14 protein-coding genes are annotated in these 23,388 nt (G+C 44.1%); all 14 read left to right on the forward strand.

Features of this window, described 5'->3' with window-relative positions:
• The first annotated feature begins 266 nt into the window (after window positions 1–266).
• A complete protein-coding gene (xdhA, locus tag DSBG_RS09330) occupies window positions 267–2,630 on the forward strand; it encodes a xanthine dehydrogenase molybdenum-binding subunit XdhA (protein WP_068963866.1) in 2,364 nt (787 codons plus the stop codon).
• Between the two features lie 15 nt (window positions 2,631–2,645).
• On the forward strand, window positions 2,646–3,527 hold the full coding sequence (gene xdhB, locus DSBG_RS09335; protein ID WP_068963867.1) for a xanthine dehydrogenase FAD-binding subunit XdhB: 882 nt from the start codon (window positions 2,646–2,648) through the stop codon (window positions 3,525–3,527).
• Window positions 3,520–4,044 (forward strand): xanthine dehydrogenase subunit XdhC, encoded by a 525-nt coding sequence (xdhC, locus tag DSBG_RS09340; RefSeq protein ID WP_068963868.1) that lies wholly within the window; start codon window positions 3,520–3,522, stop codon window positions 4,042–4,044. Before xdhB ends, xdhC begins: the two co-directional genes overlap by 8 nt.
• 4 nt (window positions 4,045–4,048) lie before the next feature.
• A complete protein-coding gene (ygfK, locus tag DSBG_RS09345) occupies window positions 4,049–7,111 on the forward strand; it encodes a putative selenate reductase subunit YgfK (RefSeq protein ID WP_068963869.1) in 3,063 nt (1,020 codons plus the stop codon).
• 283 nt (window positions 7,112–7,394) lie between these two features.
• Window positions 7,395–8,744, forward strand: a complete 1,350-nt coding sequence (locus DSBG_RS09350) for a nucleobase:cation symporter-2 family protein (protein ID WP_068963870.1) — start codon at window positions 7,395–7,397, stop codon at window positions 8,742–8,744.
• 208 nt (window positions 8,745–8,952) lie between these two features.
• Window positions 8,953–10,137 (forward strand): NAD-dependent dihydropyrimidine dehydrogenase subunit PreA, encoded by a 1,185-nt coding sequence (gene preA / locus DSBG_RS09355; RefSeq protein WP_068963871.1) that lies wholly within the window; start codon window positions 8,953–8,955, stop codon window positions 10,135–10,137.
• A gap of 76 nt (window positions 10,138–10,213) precedes the next feature.
• Window positions 10,214–11,542 carry a putative aminohydrolase SsnA gene (gene ssnA / locus DSBG_RS09360; protein WP_068963872.1) on the forward strand — a complete coding sequence of 443 codons (1,329 nt, stop codon included), beginning with the start codon at window positions 10,214–10,216 and terminating at the stop codon, window positions 11,540–11,542.
• 10 nt (window positions 11,543–11,552) lie between these two features.
• Window positions 11,553–12,794, forward strand: coding sequence for a threonine synthase (gene thrC / locus DSBG_RS09365; protein WP_068963873.1), 1,242 nt, complete (start codon window positions 11,553–11,555; stop codon window positions 12,792–12,794).
• 215 nt (window positions 12,795–13,009) lie between these two features.
• Window positions 13,010–14,497: a pyridoxal-phosphate dependent enzyme gene (locus DSBG_RS09370; protein WP_068963874.1), complete on the forward strand. Its 1,488-nt coding sequence runs from the start codon at window positions 13,010–13,012 to the stop codon at window positions 14,495–14,497.
• 391 nt (window positions 14,498–14,888) lie between these two features.
• On the forward strand, window positions 14,889–16,934 hold the full coding sequence (locus DSBG_RS09375; RefSeq protein ID WP_068963875.1) for a sensor domain-containing diguanylate cyclase/phosphohydrolase: 2,046 nt from the start codon (window positions 14,889–14,891) through the stop codon (window positions 16,932–16,934).
• A 178-nt stretch (window positions 16,935–17,112) separates the two neighbouring features.
• Window positions 17,113–18,075, forward strand: a complete 963-nt coding sequence (locus tag DSBG_RS09380) for a ketopantoate reductase family protein (RefSeq protein WP_242877509.1) — start codon at window positions 17,113–17,115, stop codon at window positions 18,073–18,075.
• Window positions 18,076–18,352: 277 nt separating this feature from the next.
• Entirely contained in the window at window positions 18,353–19,576 is a 1,224-nt protein-coding gene (gene dpaL / locus DSBG_RS09385) for a diaminopropionate ammonia-lyase (protein ID WP_068963877.1), read from the forward strand.
• Between the two features lie 232 nt (window positions 19,577–19,808).
• A complete protein-coding gene (locus DSBG_RS09390) occupies window positions 19,809–21,554 on the forward strand; it encodes a sigma 54-interacting transcriptional regulator (RefSeq protein ID WP_068963878.1) in 1,746 nt (581 codons plus the stop codon).
• A gap of 306 nt (window positions 21,555–21,860) precedes the next feature.
• Window positions 21,861–23,108, forward strand: coding sequence for a YgeY family selenium metabolism-linked hydrolase (locus DSBG_RS09395; RefSeq protein ID WP_141694277.1), 1,248 nt, complete (start codon window positions 21,861–21,863; stop codon window positions 23,106–23,108).
• Window positions 23,109–23,388 lie beyond the last annotated feature (280 nt).

The raw sequence follows: 23,388 nt of genomic DNA on the forward strand, positions 1-23,388 counted from the left end.
TATCTTTTTGATAATCAGGTGTTTTTCTTTAAAAATGTCGATATAGTAAGGAGAAATCTTATCGGTTTGATAAACCTCGTTCCTTAACCCTAACAAAAGTCGGTAATTGAGTCTCCTTGCGACATTGTATTTGCTGGCATGAATTTTGCAATAGTTAATAAATAGTAGGTTTTGCACGTGTCGTGGAGAAGAAAATTTGCTTTGTCCAGTTTAGGTGCTGCTCTGCAGTATTGATATTCGATAAATGTTGGGACGGAGGGAAATAAATGGCTTATACAGTTGTAGGGAAAAGTGTCCGAAGAGTGGATGCTGTTGCTAAGGTAACAGGTAAAGCTAAGTATACGGATGATTTTTATGAGCGTGACATGTTAGTCGGCAAGATTCTGCATAGCCCCTATGCTCATGCGATCATTAAAACGATTGATGTGAGTAAAGCTAAAGCCTTGCCCGGTGTGGAAGCTGTGTTAACTTATAAAGACCTACCGCGAATTAACTATGCTACTTCTTTGCCAGGAATGATCGGAGATGTTCAGGATGATGCAGAGGATGAAGAAGAGCGGATTAAATTCGGTACGGCAGGACATCCCTATTCGCTGGATCCTAGTCATAGGGATGTAGAAGATCGCCATATTTTAGCGAAGAAGGTTCGATTTGTAGGAGATGCTATTGCGGCGGTCGTGGCGACGGATGAGCTTATTGCCGCAAAGGCTTTAAAATTAATTGAGGTTGAATATGAAGTATTGGAAGCACTAACGAGCACGGAGGCGGCACTTAAAGACGGTGCTCCGTTGATTCACGAAGGACGCGCAAGTAACATTTTAGCTTCCGGTGGGTTTGCCATCGGAGATATAGAAGAAGCCTTTAAAGAATCGGATCATATCTTTGAAGGGGAGTACGAAACAAGCATCGTCCAGCATTGTCATATGGAAAATCAAACTTCCTATGCTTATCAGGATATGGATGGGCGGATTGTGATCGTCACCTCGACCCAGATTCCCCAGATTGTGCGCCGAGTTGTTGCTCAAGCGCTGGGGATTCCCTGGGGTCGGGTGCGCGTGATCAAACCCTATGTTGGCGGTGGGTTTGGCAACAAGCAAGATGTTGCTATTGAACCATTAAACGCGGCGATGACCTTAGCAGTGGGCGGGAGACCGGTAAAAATAGAACTCTCGCGGGAAGAGAGTATGACGGATACCCGTACTCGTCATGCTTTTAAATTTAAAATTAAAACTGGCATCAATCAAGATGGTAAAATCATCGGAATTCATATTAGGGCGATTTCTAATACGGGGGCCTATGCCTCGCACGGTCACTCCATAGCGGGCAGTGCTGGGGGGAAATTCCGCTATCTCTATCCGACTAAGGCCTTGAAATATGACCCCATGACGGTTTACACGAACTTACCAGTCGCTGGGGCGATGCGAGGGTACGGGTGTCCACAAATATTTTATGCGTTTGAATCCCATCTGGAGGATATTGCTAAACGGCTGAATATTGATCCCATCGAAATTCGCCGCAAGAACTTTGTGGAAGTCGGGTATGTTGATCCAGTGAGTAAAAACAAGGTCACGAGCTGTGGTATCCGTGAGTGTATTGATAAGGGCAAGGCCTTAATCAAGTGGGATGAGAAAAAGGCTTTATATAAAGAACAGAGCGGGCATAAGCTCAGGGGTTTGGGCATGGCTTGCTTTAGTTACGCCTCAGGAACTTACCCGGTTGCCTTAGAGCTGGCCGGTGCTCGGATTGTCTTAAACCAAGATGGTTCAGTCCAACTACAGATTGGGGCCACGGATACCGGGCAGGGCAGTGATACCGTCTTTGGCCAGATGGTAGCTGAAGTGTTGGGACTCCCGATGGAGATGGTTCATGTTCTCTCTACTCAAGATACAGACATTTCCCCGTTTGATACAGGGTGTTACGCTTCAAGACAAACCTATGTTTCCGGAATGGCGGTTGAAAAGGCTGCGCTCGAGGTTAAGGAAAAGATCCTCGGCTTTGCAGCGAGCATGACAGATATTCCGGTGGATAGAATTGATCTCGTGGATCAAAAAATTGTCTATAAGCATTCCGGGGAAAGCGTCTTGACCTTAGAACAAGTCGCCATGCAGTCCTACTATGATCTCCTGCGGGCCAAACCGATTACGAGCGATATTTCCAATAATGCTCGTATTAATGCTATCCCGTTTGGGGTAACCTTTGCTGAGGTCGAAGTCGATATTAAGACCGGCAAGATTGAGGTCTTAGAAATTTACAATGTTCATGATTCCGGGACGATTGTCAATCCAAAAATGGCTGAGGGGCAAGTCCAGGGTGGGGTGAGTATGGGCATTGGTTATGCGCTGTCTGAACAGTTGCTCTTTGATGAAGTGACGGGTAAAGCGCTGAATAATAACTTGCTGGATTATAAACTTCCCACCATTATGGATACACCGGAGATTGGTGTGGCTTTCGTGGAAACTCACGAGCCTACCGGGCCCTTTGGCGTTAAATCTCTGGGAGAACCTCCAACTATTACCCCAGCTCCTGCGATTCGCAACGCTGTCTTGGATGCGACGGGTGTCTCGTTTAATCGGTTGCCGATGAATCCGCAGCGGGTATTTGAAGGTTTCAAAGAAGCTGGTTTAATCTAGGAAGGCGGTGATCAGATGTACGATATTATTGGTTATTGTGAAGCGGAGACCGTTAGTGAAGCAACGGCGCTCCTTGCCCAAAACCCCAATCTAAGACTCATTGCAGGTGGGACAGATGTACTCATCAAAATGCATGGTGGCCAGATTGAAGCTGCGGAGCTGCTTAGTTTGCGCAAGATAAAATCCCTCGCCGAGATTCGGAAGGCTGAGGATGGAACCGTTGTCATTGGCGCGATGGCTACCTTTACGAAGGTTTTTAACGATCCAATCCTGCGGGAAGTAATCCCTATCTTGACGGAGGCGGCAATCTCCATGGGAGGGCCGCAAATTAGAAATATTGCCACAATCGGTGGAAATGTCTGTAATGGGGCAACCTCTGCAGACAGTGCCTCCTCGTTGTTTGCACTCAATGCCCAATTGAAATTAGTGAGTCAGCAAGGTGAACGCCTCGTTCCAATTCGTGAATTTTACCTGGGGCCAGGCCAGGTGGCTCTGAAACCCGGCGAAATTCTTACGGAAATTCACATTTCCTCGGACGATTACCAAGGGTTTGGCGGTCAGTACATTAAATTTGCCATGCGTGAGGCGATGGATATTGCCACGCTGGCTGTCTCGGTCGTTTGCAAATTGCATGGAAAAACCTTCGAAGAGGTTAGAATTGGACTCGGGGTAGCAGGTCCAACGCCTCTGAGGTGTCTGGAAGCGGAAGTATATGCCTCAGGAAAAGACGTTTCAGAGGAAACTGTGGCGGAGATTGGAAAGTTGGCGGTTAACTCGGCTAAAGCCCGAACCTCTTGGCGAGCGTCGAAAGACTATCGGGAGCATCTTGTGGAAGAACTTGTGCAAAGAGCTTTGAAAACAGCCATTGTTAACGCAGGAGGTGAGCAACTTGTTTAAAAGAATTGCGTTTTCTGTCAATGGTAAAGCCTTTAATTTTGAAGTCGATATCCGTGAATCGTTGCTGGAGATGTTGAGAAGTCGGTTAGGGTACACTGGAACTAAAAAGGGCTGTGGGGTTGGAGAATGTGGAGCATGTAGTGTGCTCATTGACGGTGTTCCTTTTGATTCCTGCATTTATCTAGCGGTCTGGGCCGACGGTAAGGAGATTACGACGATTGAAGGTGTGGCCTCAAAAAGTGGGGAGCTCTCTGAGGTCCAAAAGGCCTTTGTTGATGAAGGTGCTGTACAGTGCGGTTTTTGTACTCCTGGCCTTGTCTTAACAACTACGGCCCTGGCGGAGAGCGGCAAAGAGTATACTCGGGATGAGCTTAAACGAGAACTTTCGGGGCATCTCTGTCGCTGTACAGGGTATCAGAGCATCTTAAAGGCAGCTGAAAAATCGTTAGAAGGGCATATTTGCACTAGTGTGGATAGCCCTCATTATAAACAACAACATGAAAGAAATGAGGGATAATAATATGATGAGTGACAAGATGATCCCAATCCCCTTTAAGAAATTAGTTAATTGGATGTTCGAGGAATATAAACGAACTCGAACTATTTTCGGGATATCTGAAGGGAAGTTTTTCCATAAAACGAACGACCAGGCCATTCAGCTCTTTGGAGAAACTATGGAGACGCCAGTCGGTCCCGCAGCAGGTCCCCATACTCAGCTGGCCCAAAATATTATCGCGTCTTATCTAAGCGGCAGCCGTTTCTTCGAACTGAAATCGGTCCAAATTATGGATGAGCTAGAAATTCCGAAGCCCTGTATTCTGGCAGAGGATGAATGTTATAACACGGAGTGGTCTACGGAGCTTCCAATTATGGGTGCTTTTAATGAGTATGTGAAAGCATGGTTTGCTCTGCACGTTCTCCAGAAAGAGCTATTTAACCAAAGTGATCGACGTTTTATGTTTAACATGAGTGTGGGGTATGACCTGAAGGGGATTCAGTCTTCTAAAGTTGATCAATTCATTGAAGGGCTTAAAGATGCCTCGGGGACAGCAGTTTTTCAGGAGTGTCTTACCTCTTTGCTTGAAAATGTCAACCAATTCGAGAAAATCGACCGAGCTTATGTCGAGCAGATTTCACCAAATATCTGTTCGTCGATCACCCTATCGACCATGCATGGTTGTCCGCCGGCGGAAATCGAAGCGATTATCAAATACTTAATCAGCGAAAAGAAACTGCATACGTTTGTGAAGATGAATCCAACGCTTTTGGGTTATGAGTATGTCAGGAACACTTTCGATAAAATGGGTTACCGTTATATTCAACTTAAAGAAGAATCCTTTACGCATGACCTCCAGTTTAATGATGGCATTGAGATGTTAAAACGTCTCAAAGTTTTCGCTGCGGAGAAGCAAAAAGACTTTGGGGTCAAGATGTCTAACACCTTGCCCGTCAAGATTGGACGATCAGAGTTGCCGGGCGAGGAGATGTATATGTCCGGTCGGTCGCTTTATCCCTTGACGATTAATCTAGCCTATAAGCTGGCTGCTCAGTTCAATGGGGATCTCAAAATTTCCTATTCGGGTGGAGCGGATGCTTTCAATATTGGAAGAATCTTTGAGACGGGAATCCAGCCGATTACTGTGGCTACAACGTTGCTTAAGCCTGGTGCCTATATGCGCTTTAAACAACTGGCCGATCTTTTAAGTCCTTTAATGGCTAATCAGCAGTCTAGCAAACTTGATATGGAAAAATTAAAAGCTCTGGCCGAGAGTGCGTTTGACGATGCCAATCATCTCAAAGAAAAGAGAGATGTCGTCAATCGCAAAACAGAACTTAAACTGCCTTTGCTCGATTGTTTCCTTGCGCCTTGTACCGTCGGGTGTCCCATTGAGCAGGATGTTCCAGAGTATCTTCGCTTAGTTGGCGAAGGGCGATATGAAGAAGCATACGAGGTCATTGTGTCTAAAAACCCATTCCCCTTCATTACAGGAACTATTTGTACTCATAACTGCATGACGAAGTGTACTCGTCTAGATTATGATGAGTCAGTGCATATCCGGGGGCAGAAATTGGTGGCTGCAGAAAAAGGTTATGAGGGATATATGCAGAAAATTTCTGCGCTCGAGCCTAAGTCGTCAGCTAAAGTAGCCGTAATTGGAGCTGGTCCGTCGGGACTTGCTGCTGCCTACTTCCTGGCCAAAGGAGGTATGGAAGTCACTGTTTTTGATAAACGGGCGAAAGCTGGCGGTACGGTCGAATATGTGATTCCAGACTTTAGGATCTCGAAAGAAGCAATTAGTAAGGACAGTAAGCTTATCGAGAAAATGGGCGTCAAGTTTGAATTCGGGATTGATCCAAATGTATCCGTCGCGGCATACAAAGCGAAAGGATTTCAGTATATTTATCTAGCGATTGGTGCGGGCAAGACGAATGTTCTGGAGTTAAAAGGGGAAACTAAGCGAGTTAGGGGAGCGATTCCCTTCTTAGAGGCCTTTAAGGCCAACCCGGATGCATTACAACTTGGGAAGAACGTGGCTGTGGTTGGAGGCGGCAATTCCGCTATGGATGCTGCTCGTGCTGCACTACGAGTCAAAGGTGTAGAGAACGTCTATATCGTCTATCGCCGGACGAAAGATTACATGCCGGCAGACCATGAAGAATTACTTTATGCCGTCAAAGATGGAGTTATTTTCAAGGAACTGCTTGCCCCGATTTCGCTGACAGAGGGTGTCTTGAAATGCCAGGCCATGGAGCTGGGCCAACCGGATGCTTCCGGGCGCAGAAGCCCTGTGACCAAAGAGGGTGTGTTTGAAGAGTTACCGATCGATACCGTTTTGTCGGCGATTGGAGAGCTGATTGATTATGACCTCTTGAAGAACAATGGAATCGAAGTAAGCGATAAAGGAGTAATCCGCGTCAATGAAGAAACGCTGGAAACCAGTGTGGAAAATGTCTTTATCGGTGGAGATGCTCTCGTTGGACCCTGGACAGTGGTCGGAGCTGCCAAACATGGCACGAAAGTAGCCAAAGCTATTTTGGAAAAAGAGCAGTTTGAGTTTAAACAAGAAGCTGCGTCACGGGTCACCTTTAATCAGGAAAATCAGTTATTAGAAATTGCTCAAAAGAAAGCAGTTCTGAAGCCAGTCAGCGATCAGGAACAGGAATCAAGCAGGTGCTTAGAGTGTAATAAAGTGTGTAATATCTGTACAGAGGTCTGCCCAAATCGGGCCAATGTGATGATTCCGGTTAATGGCCAAGGTTTAACTAATTTGAATCAGATCCTGCACGTCGATGGGATGTGTAATGTCTGTGGAAACTGTGCGACCTTCTGCCCGTATTCCAGTGAGCCGTACAAGGCTAAATTTACTCTTTTCTGGACTGAGAAAGATTTCCAGGATAGTCCTAATAGTGGTTTTTATTTCTTAGGTGACGGCACGGAAGGAGAATTTATGCTTCGCCTAGATGAGCAGATCGTCAAAGTGAAATTTGACGAATTCGGTAAAACAAATGTGCCGGTTGATGATAAGATTGCGGCCTTTATATGGACCGTCTATAAAGACTATGCTTATCTGTATAGAGTTTAAAATTACATGATCGTTTAAGTGAGTGACGTTCTTTTAATCTCTCTAATCCCTCGTTATTGTTATCGGATCGTGTGAAGAGTCCTGCAATTCAGCATTCCTAGTCATTTTGTCGATTTGGCACGAATATTGCTATTGAAAGTGATAGAGAGGCAAGAGAAATTCCTCATGAAAGTTAAACGCCTTGAATTTGTTGCAGGACCTCTTTTGAGGACAATGATTAATAAGGGGGTGGTTCAGGCCTCAGTTTGATTTTACCGCAGTGATAATAAGGAGGAAAGTAATAATGGCTAATACAAAAAACGCTGTTGCACCTGTTGATGAGATGCTGCCTGCCGGGAAACTTTTTCTTTACGGATTACAACACGTCTTGGCAATGTATGCTGGAGCAGTTGCTGTACCTTTAATTATTGCAGGAGCTGCCGGTTTAACCCAAGCCCAGACCGCTTATTTAATTAATGCAGACTTGTTTACCTGTGGTATAGCTACCCTCCTTCAAACCTTAGGGATCTGGAAGATTGGAATCAAAATTCCGGTCATCCAAGGGGTCACTTTTGCTGCTGTAACTCCTATGATTCTCATGGCCCAAAGTGGCGGCATGGATTTGATCTTCGGGTCAGTCATTGTTGCGGGTTTATTTACGTTTCTTTTAGCACCGTTTTTTAGTAAGATGATTCGCTTTTTTCCGCCCATTGTTACGGGAAGTATCATCACAATCATCGGGGTTTCTCTTCTGCCCGTTGGTGTGAACTGGGCGGCAGGCGGTGTGGGAAACAAACAATATGGGTCGTTAACATTTATAGCCGTTGCGGTTGTAGTGCTTATAACCATACTCATGGTTAATAAATTTTTCAAAGGTTTTATTGCTCACATCGGTGTCTTGATCGGTTTAATTGTCGGACTCATTATTGCCATCCCCCTAGGCATTGTTAACTTTTCGGGCGTTGCCTCAGCACCTTGGTTAGGCATTGATATGCCTTTTCATTTCGGGTATCCTACGTTTGACCTCGGCGCCATTATCTCCATGATTCTAGTTATGTTGGTTGTTATGGTTGAGTCGACTGGAGACTTCCTGGCCATTGGTGAGATGGTCGATAAAAAGATCGGCGAAAAAGAACTTACGGCAGGTTTGAGAGCGGATGGCTTAGCAACCACGCTCGGTGGTATCTTTAATGCGTTCCCTTACACAGCGTTTGCTCAAAACGTTGGTTTGATAGGGTTAACGGGTGTGAAGAGTCGTTTCGTTGTCGCAGTTTCTGGCGCAATTTTGGTTGTCATGGGCTTGTTCCCTAAGCTAGCTACTATTATTGCCTCCCTGCCTAATGCGGTACTCGGTGGTGCTGGAATTGCCATGTTCGGAATTGTGGCTGCCAGTGGGATTAAGACTCTCGCTAAAGTCGATTACGAGAAAAACGTTAACAACATTTTCATTGTGGCTATTAGTATCGGAATTGGCCTAATCCCCGTGGTAGCGCCTGATTTCTTTAAAATGTTTCCAAATTGGAGTCAGACCATCTTGCATAGTGGAATAACCTTGGGTTCAATTACCGCTATTCTGCTCAATGCTTTCTTTAATGGTGGTAAAGGTGCGGGAGACTTGGACGATCTCAAAGATAGTGCCGGTATACAAGGGTAATTAGCTTGGGTGGGAAAGAGACTCCTTTTCCACCCTTTCTCCTAGTACTCATCAGAAAGAATAACTTCGTTACATACTGCAAGAAGCCTAATACGTGCGAAGACAGTGCTGCAAGAAGGTTTAACCCGTGCGAAGACAGTGTCTTCGTCGTCTGTAGCAGTGCAACTTTCTTTATTTTAAAATCCTGATGTCGAAGGGGTTTTGGGAGATGAACGTCGATTTATCCGTTAAGTTTTGCGGATTAAAATTAGAGAACCCCTTTGTCTTAGCTCCTTCGCCCAGCACTGATAATCTCGATCTTTTGATACAGGCTTTCCAAGCTGGGTGGGCTGGGGCAGTATTAAAGACCGTTGCCGTAGATTCCAGCATAGTTAGTCGTGTTTTCCCTTTAGTCATGCGTATTGAACAGGGAAACTCCTTTATAGGTCTGCAAAACATAGATCTCGTTTCTGAACATTCGGTCGAGGATGTTGAACATATTATTGTTGCCTTAAAAAAACGATTTCCCAATAAAGTTGTGATTCCTAGTATTATGGCGAGCACGCGGGAAGATTGGCAATCGCTAGCTAAGCGCTTTGTTGATGCGGGCGCAGATATTATTGAATGTAGTATTTGGTGTCCGCATGGAGCTGAGTGGAGTTTATGTTCTATGGTTCAAGAACCCGTCGGAACTGAGCAAATCGCTCGTTGGGTTAAGGAAGTAGTTGGCAATGTTCCTGTGGTCATCAAATTATCGGCACAAGATTCCGATATAATGGCTACGGCAGCGGCGGTAGAACGCAGTGGTGCGGATGGTGTGTGTGCTATAAATACGATCAAGAGTATTACGGGAGTTAACCTGTCGACCTTGATTCCTTATCCCAATGTGGCAGGGTTATCAACGTATGGAGGACTCTCCGGGCCGGCCTTGAAACCGATTGCTTTGCGTTGTACAGCTGAAATCGCACAAAAAGTAGATCTGGATATAGCTGCTAGTGGTGGGATCACTACATGGGAAGATGGTGCTGAATTCCTGCTCCTGGGGGCCAGTACCTTGCAACTTTGTACGGCTGTTTTGCGTTTCGGCATAGGAATCATCAGGGACCTCACTCAAGGTTTAGCGGGCTGGATGAAGGAAATGGGTTTCCAGAGTTTGACGGATGTCATCGGACGGTCCTTGCCGTATTTGGTTGAACATTCCCAGCTTCCGAGGGGCATCCAATTCGTGGCCCATATTAGGAAAGAAGTCTGTGATGGCTGTGGAATATGTTCCACAGCATGTCGATCTGGCGGACACGACGCGATTTCTATGGCGGAAGAATTGCCTCAGGTAACTATGAATAGGTGCATTGGGTGTGGTCTATGCCGAGCGATGTGTTCCTTAAAGGCCATAATTTTAGTCCGACCAACTTGAGAACGGGTGCATTAGGTGATACTACTTAGGGTATGATTAAGAAAAAGTTTTTTAATATAGAGAGGATGAGTGAAAGATGCTTCTAATAGGAAATGGTATCGTTTTGACCCTGGGTACAAGTAATCAGGTTATTCCACAGGGTGGCGTCCTGATCCAAGATACTAAGATTCAAGAAATCGGTTCAACTCAAGATTTGCAGGCGCGATTTCCAGAGGCGGAGTTTATCGATGCTCACGGCAAGTTGATTATGCCGGGGATGATCAATACCCATATGCATCTCTATAGCACCTTCGCCCGAGGAATGGATTCCAAAAGTAAACCGCCTAAAAGCTTTGGAGATATTTTAGAAGGGCTCTGGTGGAAACTCGATAAGTTATTGACCCTTGATGATGTTTATCTTAGTGGTTTAACTCCATTAATTGAATGCATCAAAACGGGGACGACAACGATTATTGACCATCATGCCAGCCCTATGGCTATTACCGGAAGCTTATCGACTCTCGCCAAGGCTGCCAAGGAAATCGGAGTCCGCGCTGCTTTTTGCTACGAGGTCTCAGATCGGGATGGTGAGAAGATTGCCCAAGAGGGTATTAAAGAAAATGTTGACTTTATCACAGCGTGTCAGGCTAACCCTGATCCTATGGTTGCGGGGATGTTTGGACTCCACGCTTCGTTAACCTTATCCGATCAAACCTTGGCAACCTGCAGTGAGGCAGCCAACAGTAAAGGGGCCGGATTTCACGTCCATGTTGCTGAAGGAGTCGAAGATGTCCAGGACTGTGTTAGCAAACACGGTATGCGGGTGGTTGAACGGTTGGAAAAATTCAAGATTCTAGGACCGAAAACCATTGCCGTGCACTGTGTGCATATTGATGATCACGAAATTGATCTACTCAAGGCTTCGCAAACCCAGGTTGTGCATAATCCGGAGTCAAATATGGGAAATGCTGTGGGCGTAACACCCGTTCTTAAAATGATGAGTCAAGGAGTTAAGGTTGGGCTGGGAACGGATGGCTATACCTGTGATATGTTTGAGAGTGGTAAAGTAGCGAATGTACTTCATAAGCATGCGGTTGCTGATCCCAGTGTAGCCTGGGGCGAAGTTCCCCAGATGCTTTATGGGAATAACCCTGAGATTGCGTCGGAACTCTTTGGCGGAAAATTTGGGGAATTAGTCGCTGGAGCTTGGGCAGATGTTATTGTTGTGGATTATGTGCCGCCAACTCCACTGAATTCCAACAATTGGACAGGACATTTGCTTTTTGGGATCTCTGGACGGTCGGTGGAAACGACGGTGATCAATGGGCGAGTACGCATGCTGGACAGAAAACTCATCGACATTGATGAAGTAGCCATCGGGGAACGTTCACGTGAATTAGCACAAGGCGTCTGGAATAGAATTTGAGGTGATTTCATTGAAGAATGTGTTGGGACTGCGTTGTATTGAATGTAATAAGGAATTTCCTGCAGCAGCGGGGATGTATACTTGTCCATCTTGTGGCTCAAAAGGCGGCATTATGGATGTCGAATATGACTATCAAGAGATTAATCGGATGACGTCGCGTGAGCAACTGACTCAATCCAAAGACTTTTCAATCTTTCGTTATTTGCCTTTTCTTCCGATTCACCCAGAGTCTCCTCGCCCTCATCTTAGAGTGGGCTGGAGCCCACTTTATAAGCCGCCGGGTTTGGCCAAGAGCTTAGGAATGAGTAACCTTTATGTCAAAGACGATGGACAAAATCCAACGGCTTCGCTGAAAGATCGGGCCTCGATTATTGCGGTGGTTAAGGCAGTTGAGGAAAAGGCCCCAACGGTTGCCTGTTCTTCGACGGGTAATGCGGCTTCATCTTTAGCTGGAAGCGCTGCTGCGATGGGCTTAAAGAGTGTTATTTTTGTTCCGAGTCGAGCTCCCCAAGGCAAGATCGCCCAATTGCTGATCTTTGGCGCAACGGTTATCAGTGTCCAAGGGTCCTACGAAGATGCCTTCAGACTTTCTGCAGAGGCTATTGAGCGCTGGGGCTGGTATAATCGAAACGCAGCGATTAACCCTTACTTGGTCGAAGGGAAGAAGACGGTTGCCTTGGAAATTGCCGAGCAATTAAATTGGGAAGTGCCTGATTGGGTGGCTCTTTCCGTCGGTGATGGGTGCACAATTGCTGGGGTTTGGAAAGGTTTCAAGGATCTCTACTTGGCTGGGTGGATCGATCGTTTGCCCAAAGTCTTAGGCGTCCAGTCCACAGGATGCAGTCCACTGGTTGATGCTTTCCTGGAAGATCGTCCCTGGCGTCCGGCTGAAGAGAACACGTTAGCGGATAGTATTGCAGTCGGCGTGCCACGTAATCCAGATAAGGCTTTGCGGGCTGTCAGGGAGTCGAATGGGTTGATGGTGGCTGTACCGGATGAAGCTATCTTAGAGGCTATGCGCCAACTGGGCAGAACAAGTGGCATTTTCGGTGAACCTGCCGGCGTAACGGGCATGGCCGGCCTTAAATTAATGGTGGAAAAAGGACTTATTGGAGCAGACGAAAAAGTAGTGGCCATTGTGACAGGAAATGGTTTAAAAGACGTCAAAAATGCCATAACCGCTGCAGGTGAACCCATTAAAGTTGCGCCCTCGCTGGAAGAGCTAATACGATGCGCAAACTTCGATGCGTGAGGTGCAATGCTTTGAGGCAACGAGCGACGATTGAGCCACAATCACGTGGCACATGAGTCGGAGAGCCAAGCGATGCTTAATGCGCTAAAGACGGAGACAATAGAAATAGGGACCAAGTACGAAAAACGGAGAATGAGTGCGATGCACGAGGTTCGAGCTTCGAGCTTCGAGCCTCGAACCTCGAACCTCGTGCATCGATATTGGAGGTAGCTTGAATGAGTAACTTGATTAATTTAACCATTAATGAAGAGCAGCTTAAAAAAACTGTGCAGAGCGTTAAAGAAAGAAACGTTGTTATTCCAACCATGGCTCAGATGAAAGATCCTGACAAGATCCCTGCCAAGATTAAGGAAAAATTGAAGACGACTGGTTTATGGGACGTAGACCCAATTAACTTGTTTAGAATATCTTGGCGAAACCAACCAGTTAAAGAAGGCGGATTATTCAATGCCTTACCTAACTATGTTGAAATTCCTCCTGAAATTTCCGGGGTTAAAGCTAGAATTATTGCTATGGCCGGTAAGTATTTCCCAACTGGGGCTCATAAGGTTGGAGCGAGTTTTGCGTGCTTAGTTCCTCGTTTAGTGACGGGACAATTTGATCCGAAATATCATGAAGCTGTTTGGCCTTCAACCGGCAACTACTGCCGTGGCGGAGCGTATAATTCGGCCTTATTAGGCTGTAAATCAATTGCTATTTTACCGGAGAATATGAGTCGAGAGCGTTTTGAATGGCTGAAGACCGTCGCCGGAGAAATAATTGCAACGCCTGGCTGTGAAAGTAATGTGAAAGAAATTTATGATAAAACCTGGGAACTACGCCGAACCCGCGACAATGTGGTGATCTTTAATCAGTTTGGGGAACTAGGTAATCATTTGTGGCATTACGAAGTCACAGGTAATGCGATGCATGATATTATTAAAGCCGAAGCGGGTGCCAATGGCCGACTTGCAGGGGTATGTTTAACCTCAGGTTCCGCTGGTACACTCGGAAGTGCTGACTATTTGAAAGATCAATTCCCCAAAGCCAAAATTGCTGTGGGTGAAGCCTTACAGTGCCCAACCTTACTGAACAATGGATTTGGTGATCATAGAATTGAAGGAATCGGTGATAAACATATCCCTTGGATTCACAATGTGAAAAATACAGATATGGTAATCGCCATCGATGATAATGATAGCCTAGGTATGTTCCGTCTCTTTAATGAACCCGCTGGACAGGACTATCTGAGAGAACAAGGAATTTCTGAAGAGGTCATTACTAAGCTTACATGGGTGGGGATTTCCGGAGCTGCCAACATCTTATCCTGCATCAAATTCGCTAAATACTATGAGTTAACGGAAGATGATATTGTTATTACTGTCCTAACGGATTCTGCAGAAATGTATCAGTCGAGACTGCAAGAAATGGAAGAAGAACGAGGCCAAGTCTACAACCCTCTAAATGCTGCCATTGATCATAATCGCAATGTTTTGGGCGTTAGGACTGACAGTATGGAAGAGTTGACGTACCAGAGCAAAAAGCGCATTCATAATCTCAAGTACTACACTTGGATTGAACAACAAGAGTATGATCTGGATGAACTGAATGCCCAGTGGTACGATTATGATAATTACTGGGGTAAGTTGCATCAGATGGGGCCGGAACTAGATAAACTGATTGAAGAGTTCAATGAGAAAACAGGTATTGCGGAAAAATTATAACCAGTTTTCCTTTCCCAATATCATCGGGAGATCTTGAAGCTTAGTGGAGAATAGCGAGGAATATATTGTCAAAGGCAGCGGTTCACATAAATGAACCGCTGCCTTTCTTTTTACTAGTCAGAACGTATAACTTTTCGTCCATTTTGGAAGGACCCTTCTCGTCATCCATGATCTCTTCAAGACAGGGGTTGAAGTGCGCTGGAGATACTATTATGAAATGAGGGTTGACGTGAAAGTTGTTGCACAGTGGTTTTTATACATAATTGAAGGAATTTATAGAAAATTGTAGAATTATATTAGAATAAAGTGCGTGCAAATATAGTTAAGTGAACAACGGATTTTGAATTAAACGAAACATATTTCTTTATAGATTTAGAGGAGTGAGGTAATATTGACTAAGTCAATTCGAAGTATATTTCAGTTGTTTTGGATCTCCCTATTGCTGTTTTATGTATTCTCACAAAAAGCCATTATAAACCTTAATGTTAACGAGTTCACATTGCTTGGTACTTTGTTGCTGACCGCATCCGTAGCTGTAATTTTGTTTATGCAGAATTTGGGCCTTCAGAAGAAACTAAAGACCAAGACTACTGATTCGTTTGATAAGCTTGAAGATTGTGATGAAAAGATTGAAACACTTCTAGTTAATCTTCATGTGGGTGTAGCTGTGTTTTCTCCTGAAGGGGAGATGCTGGTAAGCAATAGGAAGTTTTTCGAATTGGCAAGCCCTATAAATTTTGAGGACAAACCCCAATCTGTCATGAAACAATCCCTCATTGATCATCCTCCCAAAGTAGCGCTTGAAGAGGTTATTAAGCATTACATAAACGAGGATGGTCAGAAATTAACTCTGAAAGAACTTCCGCTAATCAAAGTGATTTCTACAAACAAACCTTCACGCGAACAAATTATTGGAATCCGAAATCCTGACAATGGTAGTGTTCGATGGACCATGGGAGATAATGAACCAGAGTTCGATGAATCAGGTAGATTGTCTAAGGTTATTATTACACTTGTTGATATAACCGATAGAAAAAATTCAGAAAAGGCCTTAAGAGAAAGTGAAACTAGACTTAGTGCATTTTTAAAGGTTATGCCTGACATGTTTTTCTTATTGGATCGTAAGGGAAATATAATTGATAATTATTTAGAAAATACCATTATTCCCTCTCATTTGCAGGGAGGTTTTTTGGGTAAAAATATCAAGGACTTGGACAATGTTGGGGAACATAATGCTGAGCGTGTTTTCCGGAATATAGAAAAACTTTTTGAGACTGGTGAAATCCAAACCTTGGAGTTCTCTACTCGAAAATTATGCCAGGAGACTTTTTTTGAAGCGCGACTTGTTTTATGCGGGGAGGATAAGGTACTGGCAGTTGTTAGAGATATTTCTCGCCGTAAGGAATCAGAGATTAGATTTTATAACATGAGTATCCATGATGCTTCAACAGGTCTTTATAACAGAACCTATTTTGAACACAAATTGAATAAATACCGTAATGAAGCTACTACAGGAATTGGTATTGTCATTTGCGATATTGACGGATTGAAATTGGTCAACGATACTCTTGGTCATGTTGTAGGTGATGACTATTTAAAAAAAGCGGCAAATATTTTGTGTGAGTGTTTTGGTCAAGAAGCTATCGTTGCCAGGATTGGTGGAGATGAGTTTGCCGTATTAATTAAACACACAGCTATTAATGAACTGTCAGTCCTAGGGATTAAAATGGAGAATTTACTTAATAAAATAAATTCTGATGAGAGTATTATACCCTTAAGCATTTCCCTGGGTTATGCTGTTGGAAATGGTGAACAAAAGGATTTAAGAGAATTGTTTAAGGCGGCGGATAATATGATGTACCGTGAAAAACTACATCACCGGCAGAGTGAGAAGAGTAAAAATATTGATATTATTACCAAAATGCTGGAAGTCCGCGATTTTATCACCGAAGGTCATGGCGACAGGATGCAGGAATTATCAGGCAAGCTGGCCGAAGCTGTGGGTATGTCGAAAAATGAGATTGAGGACATGCGTCTCTTTGCCCAATTCCACGATATAGGGAAGGTTGGAATACCTGATAGAACACTTTTTAAACCCGGAAGGCTTACTGAAGAAGAAAAGATCGAAATGAATCGGCATACCGAAATCGGCTATCTTATTGCCGAATCCTCGCCGAACCTCGCGCATATTTCGGATTGGATCCTCAAGCATCATGAATGGTGGGATGGTAATGGTTATCCCTTTAAATTAAAGGGCGAGGAAATTCCGTTACAAAGCAGGATACTTTCAATTGTCGATACTTTTGATGCGATGACAAATAATCGACCCTATAGAAAAGCCCTGTCCAAAGAAATTGCTCTGGCAGAAATCGTCAGATTCAAAGGAATTCAGTTTGATCCCATGCTTGTCGATAAGTTTGTCAAATTGGTTGTTTAGGTCTATTGTTACCTTTTGACCAATGGGTTGTGTCCAAGTTGTTAAATTATGGTAATGGGAGTAAGGCGGAATTGATAGGGCTGGTAAAATATTAAGTAGGTAAAATGGGGTAGGCTTGTTTACATTCATTTAATTTAAGGATATGTTTGTAGAGAACGATAATATTTTTTTGAAAAGAGTGGTAGATAGTATGAAAGCACTTCTAATCGGTTCAGGAGCAGTAGGGCTTGCAATAGGCGCTTCCTTAAGTGATGTGGGTTGGGACTTAGAACTTGTTGCCAAAGGAAAAACTAAAAACGCTGTGGAGAAGAATGGTATCGTCAGAAAAGGTTTATTTCAGCATATCATAATCCCTGCTGGAAAAGTTAAGATCTATGAAAAACTTCAGTCTATAGAAAAAGGTGAATATGACTTCGTCCTTGTCTGCACAAAGACTACAATTTCTGCAGAAATAGCTGAAGAATTAGGGCGCAATAAACGTATTCTAAAGGCTTCTGGCAAGATTGTTTTATTTCAAAATGGTTTTGGCAATGATGAGGTCTTCCTGAAATACTTCGATAAACAACAGATTTACTCCGCACGTGTTATTACAGGGTTTACCCGTCCGGAATTAAACATAAGTGAAGTCACAGTACATGCAGCACCTATTCTGATCGGAAGTTTGTATGGAAATAGTCTTGATTGTATCCTTCCTCTTGCCAAAGGAATTAATGATGGAGGAATACCTTGCGAGGTTACTGAAGAAATTGGCAAGGCTCTCTGGGCTAAAATGCTTTACAACTGTACATTAAATCCAATGGGTGCGATTTTTAATGTCAACTATGGGAAACTAACTGAAACTAGTTATTCGACATACATCATGAATAAAATCATTGATGAGATATTTCAAGTTATGATAGCAGCAGGCTATAGTACCTATTGGGAAAGTGCAGAAAGCTACAAAAAGGAATTTTATGAAAAACTAATTCCCTCGACTTATGACCACAGATCTTCTACGCTTCAAGATATAGAGAAAAAAAATATAACCGAAATAGATAGTCTCACTCATGTAATCATCACATTAGGTAGAGAGCTAAATATAGCAGTACCCTATAATGATATGATTTATAATATCATCAAGACAAAGGAATGCTTTTATTAAAAGACCAAATTATAACTAAATAACCAAATAGTGCTTAAATAATTTAAGGGATTCTCGCCATTCTAAGTGAGAATCCTTTATTATTTTTAGCGGGATCTTGGTCGCGAAAAAGTTTGCTGACGAAGTAATTCGAAGTTGGCATGATAATTGCATTGTAAATATAGATATCAGCTATGTAATTTGTTTAGGGTGATATAGGGCTGATAGGCAAAACAACAGATTGTTTTTTTGATGTCGTATTGAAAAAACATCATTAAAAAGAGGAGAGATCTTGGTTATGAGTGAAAAAATTAAATGGATACAAAACAAGATGCATAAGGAAAATGGAATGGGTGTTTCAACCGAACTTTTCAGTAAGTCGGAAATAGATAAGGCTATGAATTTTCATCGGACGTTCCCTGATTATCTGCCTACCCCTTTACGCGAACTTAAAAGACTTGCTAAGAACTTAGGCGTAAGTGGAATCTATGTCAAAGATGAGTCGTTTCGTTTTGGCTTAAATGCCTTCAAGGCTTTGGGTGGTTCCTATGCGATCGGCCGATACCTGGCCCAAAGACTTAACAAAGATATTAGTGAATTGCCATTTGAGGTACTCACCTCCTCAGAGGTTAAGGAAGAATTAGGGGATATTACCTTTGCCACGACTACCGACGGGAATCATGGTCGGGGTATAGCCTGGACCGCTCGGCAGTTGCGCCAAAAATCAGTTGTTTATATGCCTAAGGGGTCTTCTCAGTATCGGCTTGAGAAAATCAGAGAAGAAGGTGCCGAGGCTGAGATCACGGATTTGAATTATGACGATGCGGTGCGCATGACAGCTGTCGAAGCTGAGAAGAATGGTTGGGTGGTTGTCCAAGATACCTCTTGGGAAGGGTACGAGGAGATCCCAACTTGGATTATGCAAGGCTATGGAACAATGTCGGCCGAGGCTTTAGAACAGTTAAATAGCTTTGGTGTCCAGAAACCGACTCATATTTTTATTCAGGCAGGGGTTGGAGCGTTGGCTGGATCTGTGCAAGGTTATTTTGCGTCCTTGTTTAAAGAAAATTGTCCTAAAACAGTGATCGTGGAAGCCAATCAAGCGGATTGTTTATATAAATCAGCCTTGGCAGGGGATGGTAAACCCCGAGTAGTTGGCGGAGACATGGCAACTGTTATGGCAGGATTGGCCTGTGGAGAACCTAATCTGATTGGTTGGAATATATTGCGTGATTACAGCGATCTGTTTGTTTCCTGTCCTGATTGGGTAGCGGCGCGGGGAATGCGTATTTTGGCTAATCCGCTGCTAGGTGATCCAAGAGTGATATCTGGTGAATCTGGCGCGGTGACCGCAGGATTACTCAGTGCTATTTTGCAAGCTGAAGAGTTTAAAGGGGCTAGGGAAGTGTTAGGATTGGATGAAAACTCACAAATTTTAATCTTTAACACAGAAGGAAATACAGATCCCTATAAATATCGCAGCATTGTGTGGGATGGAGAATTACCGTCAACTGGTAAGTAATTGATAGTTACAGGGACACTTGACCATCACGGCATCTAGCCATCCATGGCGATGCTCTAACCTCGAACGTCCTGTTCGAGTCGTGGTCGGCGCGCACCGGATCTCGTTGGAGATAAGGTGCTTCTTTTTTCGTCTAAAAGGAATTTTGCGGCTGTGGTCAATTGGAATAAGCGAGATGCTGAAAAATTGTATATAATATAGTTTAAAAGCAAACTAAAATATGAGGTAAAGCATGTATCGTCTTAGTGATATTAAGAGCACAGTACAACAAACTGCAGATGCCATTGCTGCAGCTCTAAAGATTGAGGTTGAAATTGCCGATTCCGATCTTATACGGGTTGCAGGGACGGGAAAATATAAGAGCCAATGCGGTTTTCCGATGGATGATGGTTTTGTTTATCGGCATGTGATGGAGACTGGAGCAGCAGTAATTATTGACGATCCTGGATTTAATGATCTCTGTCAGCCTTGTCCAAGCCGGGGGAATTGTCAGGAGTATGCGGAAGTAGCTATTCCAATACGCGTAGAAGAACATATTATAGGGGCGATTGGCTTAGTAAGCTTCAATGAAAAGCAAACGAAACGTCTAATGGATAACAAGCAATCTTTGCTGCTCTTTCTGGAAAAGATGGCCGAACTCCTTGTCGGAAAGGTTATTGAAAATCAGCATAATTATGAACGAGAATTGATGACGAGCCAATTGCTCACGGTGTTAAATCTCTTGCACGATGGGATCTTACTGATCAATGACCAGCAGCACGTGACGCATTATAATACCTTAGCTGCTAAATTACTGGATATTGACGAAAACCAAGATCAGGTTTTGTATCAATTGTTGGATGATAAAAGGCTATGGTTCGCAGTGGAACGGGGGGACCCTTTTTCTGGTCCGATTCGAGGGAAAAGGGTGGCCACCCAACTTTACTGTGATGTTGTCCCTATCAAAAATAACGGGGTCATTGAAGGCGCAGTAATCTCGGTAAAAGATATTAAGCAAATTAAGAAACTGGTCAAAGAGGCAACTGTCAGTGAGATCGAAACCCATTTCTCACAGATCATTGGCGAGTCTCCTAAAATGAACACCTTAAAAGCGTTGGCTTTACACGTGGCTCCGAGCAAGGCAACGCTCCTGATTCAAGGCGAGAGCGGCACAGGCAAAGAACTGTTAGCGCGGGCTATTCATCAAAGCAGTAAGCGAAAAGGACATGCCTTTATTGCCATAAATTGCGGAGCCATTCCTGAAAATCTCCTGGAAAGTGAACTGTTTGGCTATGAAGAAGGATCGTTCACGGGTGCCAGACGGGGTGGCAAACTGGGGAAATTTGAGTTAGCGCACAATGGTACGATTTTTTTAGATGAGATCGGAGACATGCCCCTGCACTTGCAGGTCAAAATCCTCAGAGTCTTACAAGAAAGAAGAGTTGAACGCATTGGTGGGACGCGCTCTATTCCTCTGGACGTTCGAATAATCGCAGCAACGCACAGGGACTTAGATGAAATGGTAAAAACGGGAGAGTTTAGAGAAGATCTCTATTATCGTTTAAGTGTAATTCCTTTAACGATTCCGCCGCTTCGTGAACGTCTTGAGGATGTGCCAATTTTAGTTCAATTTTATTTGGATTATTATGCTACAGTAACCGACAGGTCGGTTAGTGGCATCACCCAGGAAACGATAGATATCCTAGCTAACTATTCGTGGCCAGGTAATGTCCGCGAATTGGGTAATGTGATTGAATATTGCGTCACAATGGTGGCTGGAGGAAACATTACCTCCGACACTTTACCCCAACGGTTTAAAACTCTACTCAAACCCGAGTCTCAAAACTCATCCCTTAATTTAAAGAAGTTAGAGCGGGAAGCGATTCTGAAGGCCTTAAGTCTGGTTGATAGTGAGGGGCATAAGGACGATGCGGCAAAATTACTGGGAATTAGCAGAGCAACCCTCTATCGGAAGATTAAGGAGTATCAAATTGGCTGAAACGATGTATCAAAACTGGATTCTTGTCTCAAAATGAGACTGAATGCAAAGTGAGTCGAATCGGTGCCGTTCTAGAGAGATGATTTGTCTAGTTTCGTTAAATTACTATCTCAATTTGAGACTGAGGAAAAGAATAGAGGATGGATTTACGGGAGATCGGCAACTTAAATGAGCCTCCAGAACGACTTTTTGTTACTTAGGCAATTGGCATAGTTATTGCATTAAATAGAACCAGAAAGATCAAACTAAAGCATGGTTTAAGCTACATCATCGATCGACCAAGAGGAGCGAAAGGGGAATATTATTTTGGATACTAATTTTGCAAAAGTTCTTGACCTGGCCAAAAAATATGAGCCAGAAATAAGTCGGTTTTTACGGGACCTTATCGCCATTCCTGGCGAAAGCTGCGATGAAAAGAAAGTCGTCCTGCGTATCAAAGAAGAGATGGAAAAAGTAGGATTCGACAAAGTGGATATTGACCCAATGGGCAACGTCTTAGGTTATATTGGTCACGGCAAACATTTGATCGCGATGGATGCGCACATTGACACGGTTGGCGTCGGCGACCCAAGCCTTTGGAAGTATGATCCTTATCTGGGGTATGAAGATGAAGAAATCATTATTGGGCGCGGTACCTCTGACCAGACTGGCGGAATGGCTTCCATGGTTTACGCTGGAAAGATCATCAAGGATCTCGGTTTAGAAGATGACTATACTCTGGTTGTCGTTGGTTCTGTACAGGAAGAAGATTGTGATGGCTTATGCTGGCAGTACATTATTAATGAAGACAAAGTTGTACCAGAGTTCGTAGTAATTACCGAACCGACCGATGGGAAGATTTATCGAGGACACCGCGGTCGGATGGAAATTAAGGTTATGACCAAGGGAGTTAGTTGTCACGGCTCGGCGCCGGAGCGCGGTGACAATGCGATCTACAAAATGGCCCCGATTATCTCAGAACTTCGTGCTCTCCATGAAAATCTCTTGGATCACCCGTTTCTTGGTAAAGGGAGCTTGACAGTTTCTGAAATCTTCCACACCTCTCCATCCCGTTGTGCGGTTGCTGACAGTTGTTGGATTTCCGTTGATCGTCGTCTAACTGCGGGCGAATCCTGGGAATATGCTGTTCAGCAGATTAAAAACCTTCCTTCGGTAAAATCTTCAGGTGCAGAAGTTACGATGTATATGTATGAACGACCTTCTTATACTAATTTAGTTTATCCGACAGAATGCTATTTCCCAACTTGGCTCATCGAGGAGGGGCATCCAGTAAGTTCTACCTTGGAAGATGCGTATAAAGGTTTATTCGGTAAAGATCCAGTGGTTGATAAATGGACGTTCTCCACAAACGGCGTTTCGATCATGGGACGTTATGGAATCCCTTGCATTGGTTTTGGTCCTGGTCATGAAGATCAAGCCCACGCTCCGAATGAACGGACTTGGAAAAAGGAACTGGTCGATTGCGCGGCAATGTATGCGATGATACCGAGTATTTTTGTTCAAAAGTATGCTGAGTTGATGCCTAAGGCAACTGAGAATTTGGTGAAGTTGTAGGTTGGAGCAAGGCGTCATTACTCCGGTCGCACACGTTTCGTCGCTACTCCGGTTAACGCTGAAGCTAAAACGTCAAAACCCTTGTGCTTTCTGCATGTTAACCGTTGACAGTTTCTTCACGCTTCAGCATTAACCTTCGCTTACGCGACTCCACTAATGTGCTCGCTCCGTAATGACGCCTCAGCTTCGAGGGCGCGGGGAGGCGCTGGGTGACTACGGGGGCTTTGTCGCGATTTCGGCGTAACCTTTGGTTACGCTACTGCGCTCCGGCACGTTGGGT

This window comes from Desulfosporosinus cupriresistens, assembly GCF_001707885.1.
GTDB lineage: Bacteria > Bacillota > Desulfitobacteriia > Desulfitobacteriales > Desulfitobacteriaceae > Desulfosporosinus.

What these genes read in the sequence shown, in the direction of transcription:
- xdhA (WP_068963866.1), top strand. Translation starts at nt 267, where the DNA reads ATGGCTTATACAGTTGTAGGGAAAAGTGTCCGAAGAGTGGATGCTGTT.
- xdhB (WP_068963867.1), top strand. Translation starts at nt 2,646, where the DNA reads ATGTACGATATTATTGGTTATTGTGAAGCGGAGACCGTTAGTGAAGCA.
- ygfK (WP_068963869.1), top strand. Translation starts at nt 4,049, where the DNA reads ATGATGAGTGACAAGATGATCCCAATCCCCTTTAAGAAATTAGTTAAT.
- DSBG_RS09350 (WP_068963870.1), top strand. Translation starts at nt 7,395, where the DNA reads ATGGCTAATACAAAAAACGCTGTTGCACCTGTTGATGAGATGCTGCCT.
- preA (WP_068963871.1), top strand. Translation starts at nt 8,953, where the DNA reads ATGAACGTCGATTTATCCGTTAAGTTTTGCGGATTAAAATTAGAGAAC.
- ssnA (WP_068963872.1), top strand. Translation starts at nt 10,214, where the DNA reads ATGCTTCTAATAGGAAATGGTATCGTTTTGACCCTGGGTACAAGTAAT.
- DSBG_RS09370 (WP_068963874.1), top strand. Translation starts at nt 13,010, where the DNA reads ATGAGTAACTTGATTAATTTAACCATTAATGAAGAGCAGCTTAAAAAA.
- dpaL (WP_068963877.1), top strand. Translation starts at nt 18,353, where the DNA reads ATGAGTGAAAAAATTAAATGGATACAAAACAAGATGCATAAGGAAAAT.
- DSBG_RS09390 (WP_068963878.1), top strand. Translation starts at nt 19,809, where the DNA reads ATGTATCGTCTTAGTGATATTAAGAGCACAGTACAACAAACTGCAGAT.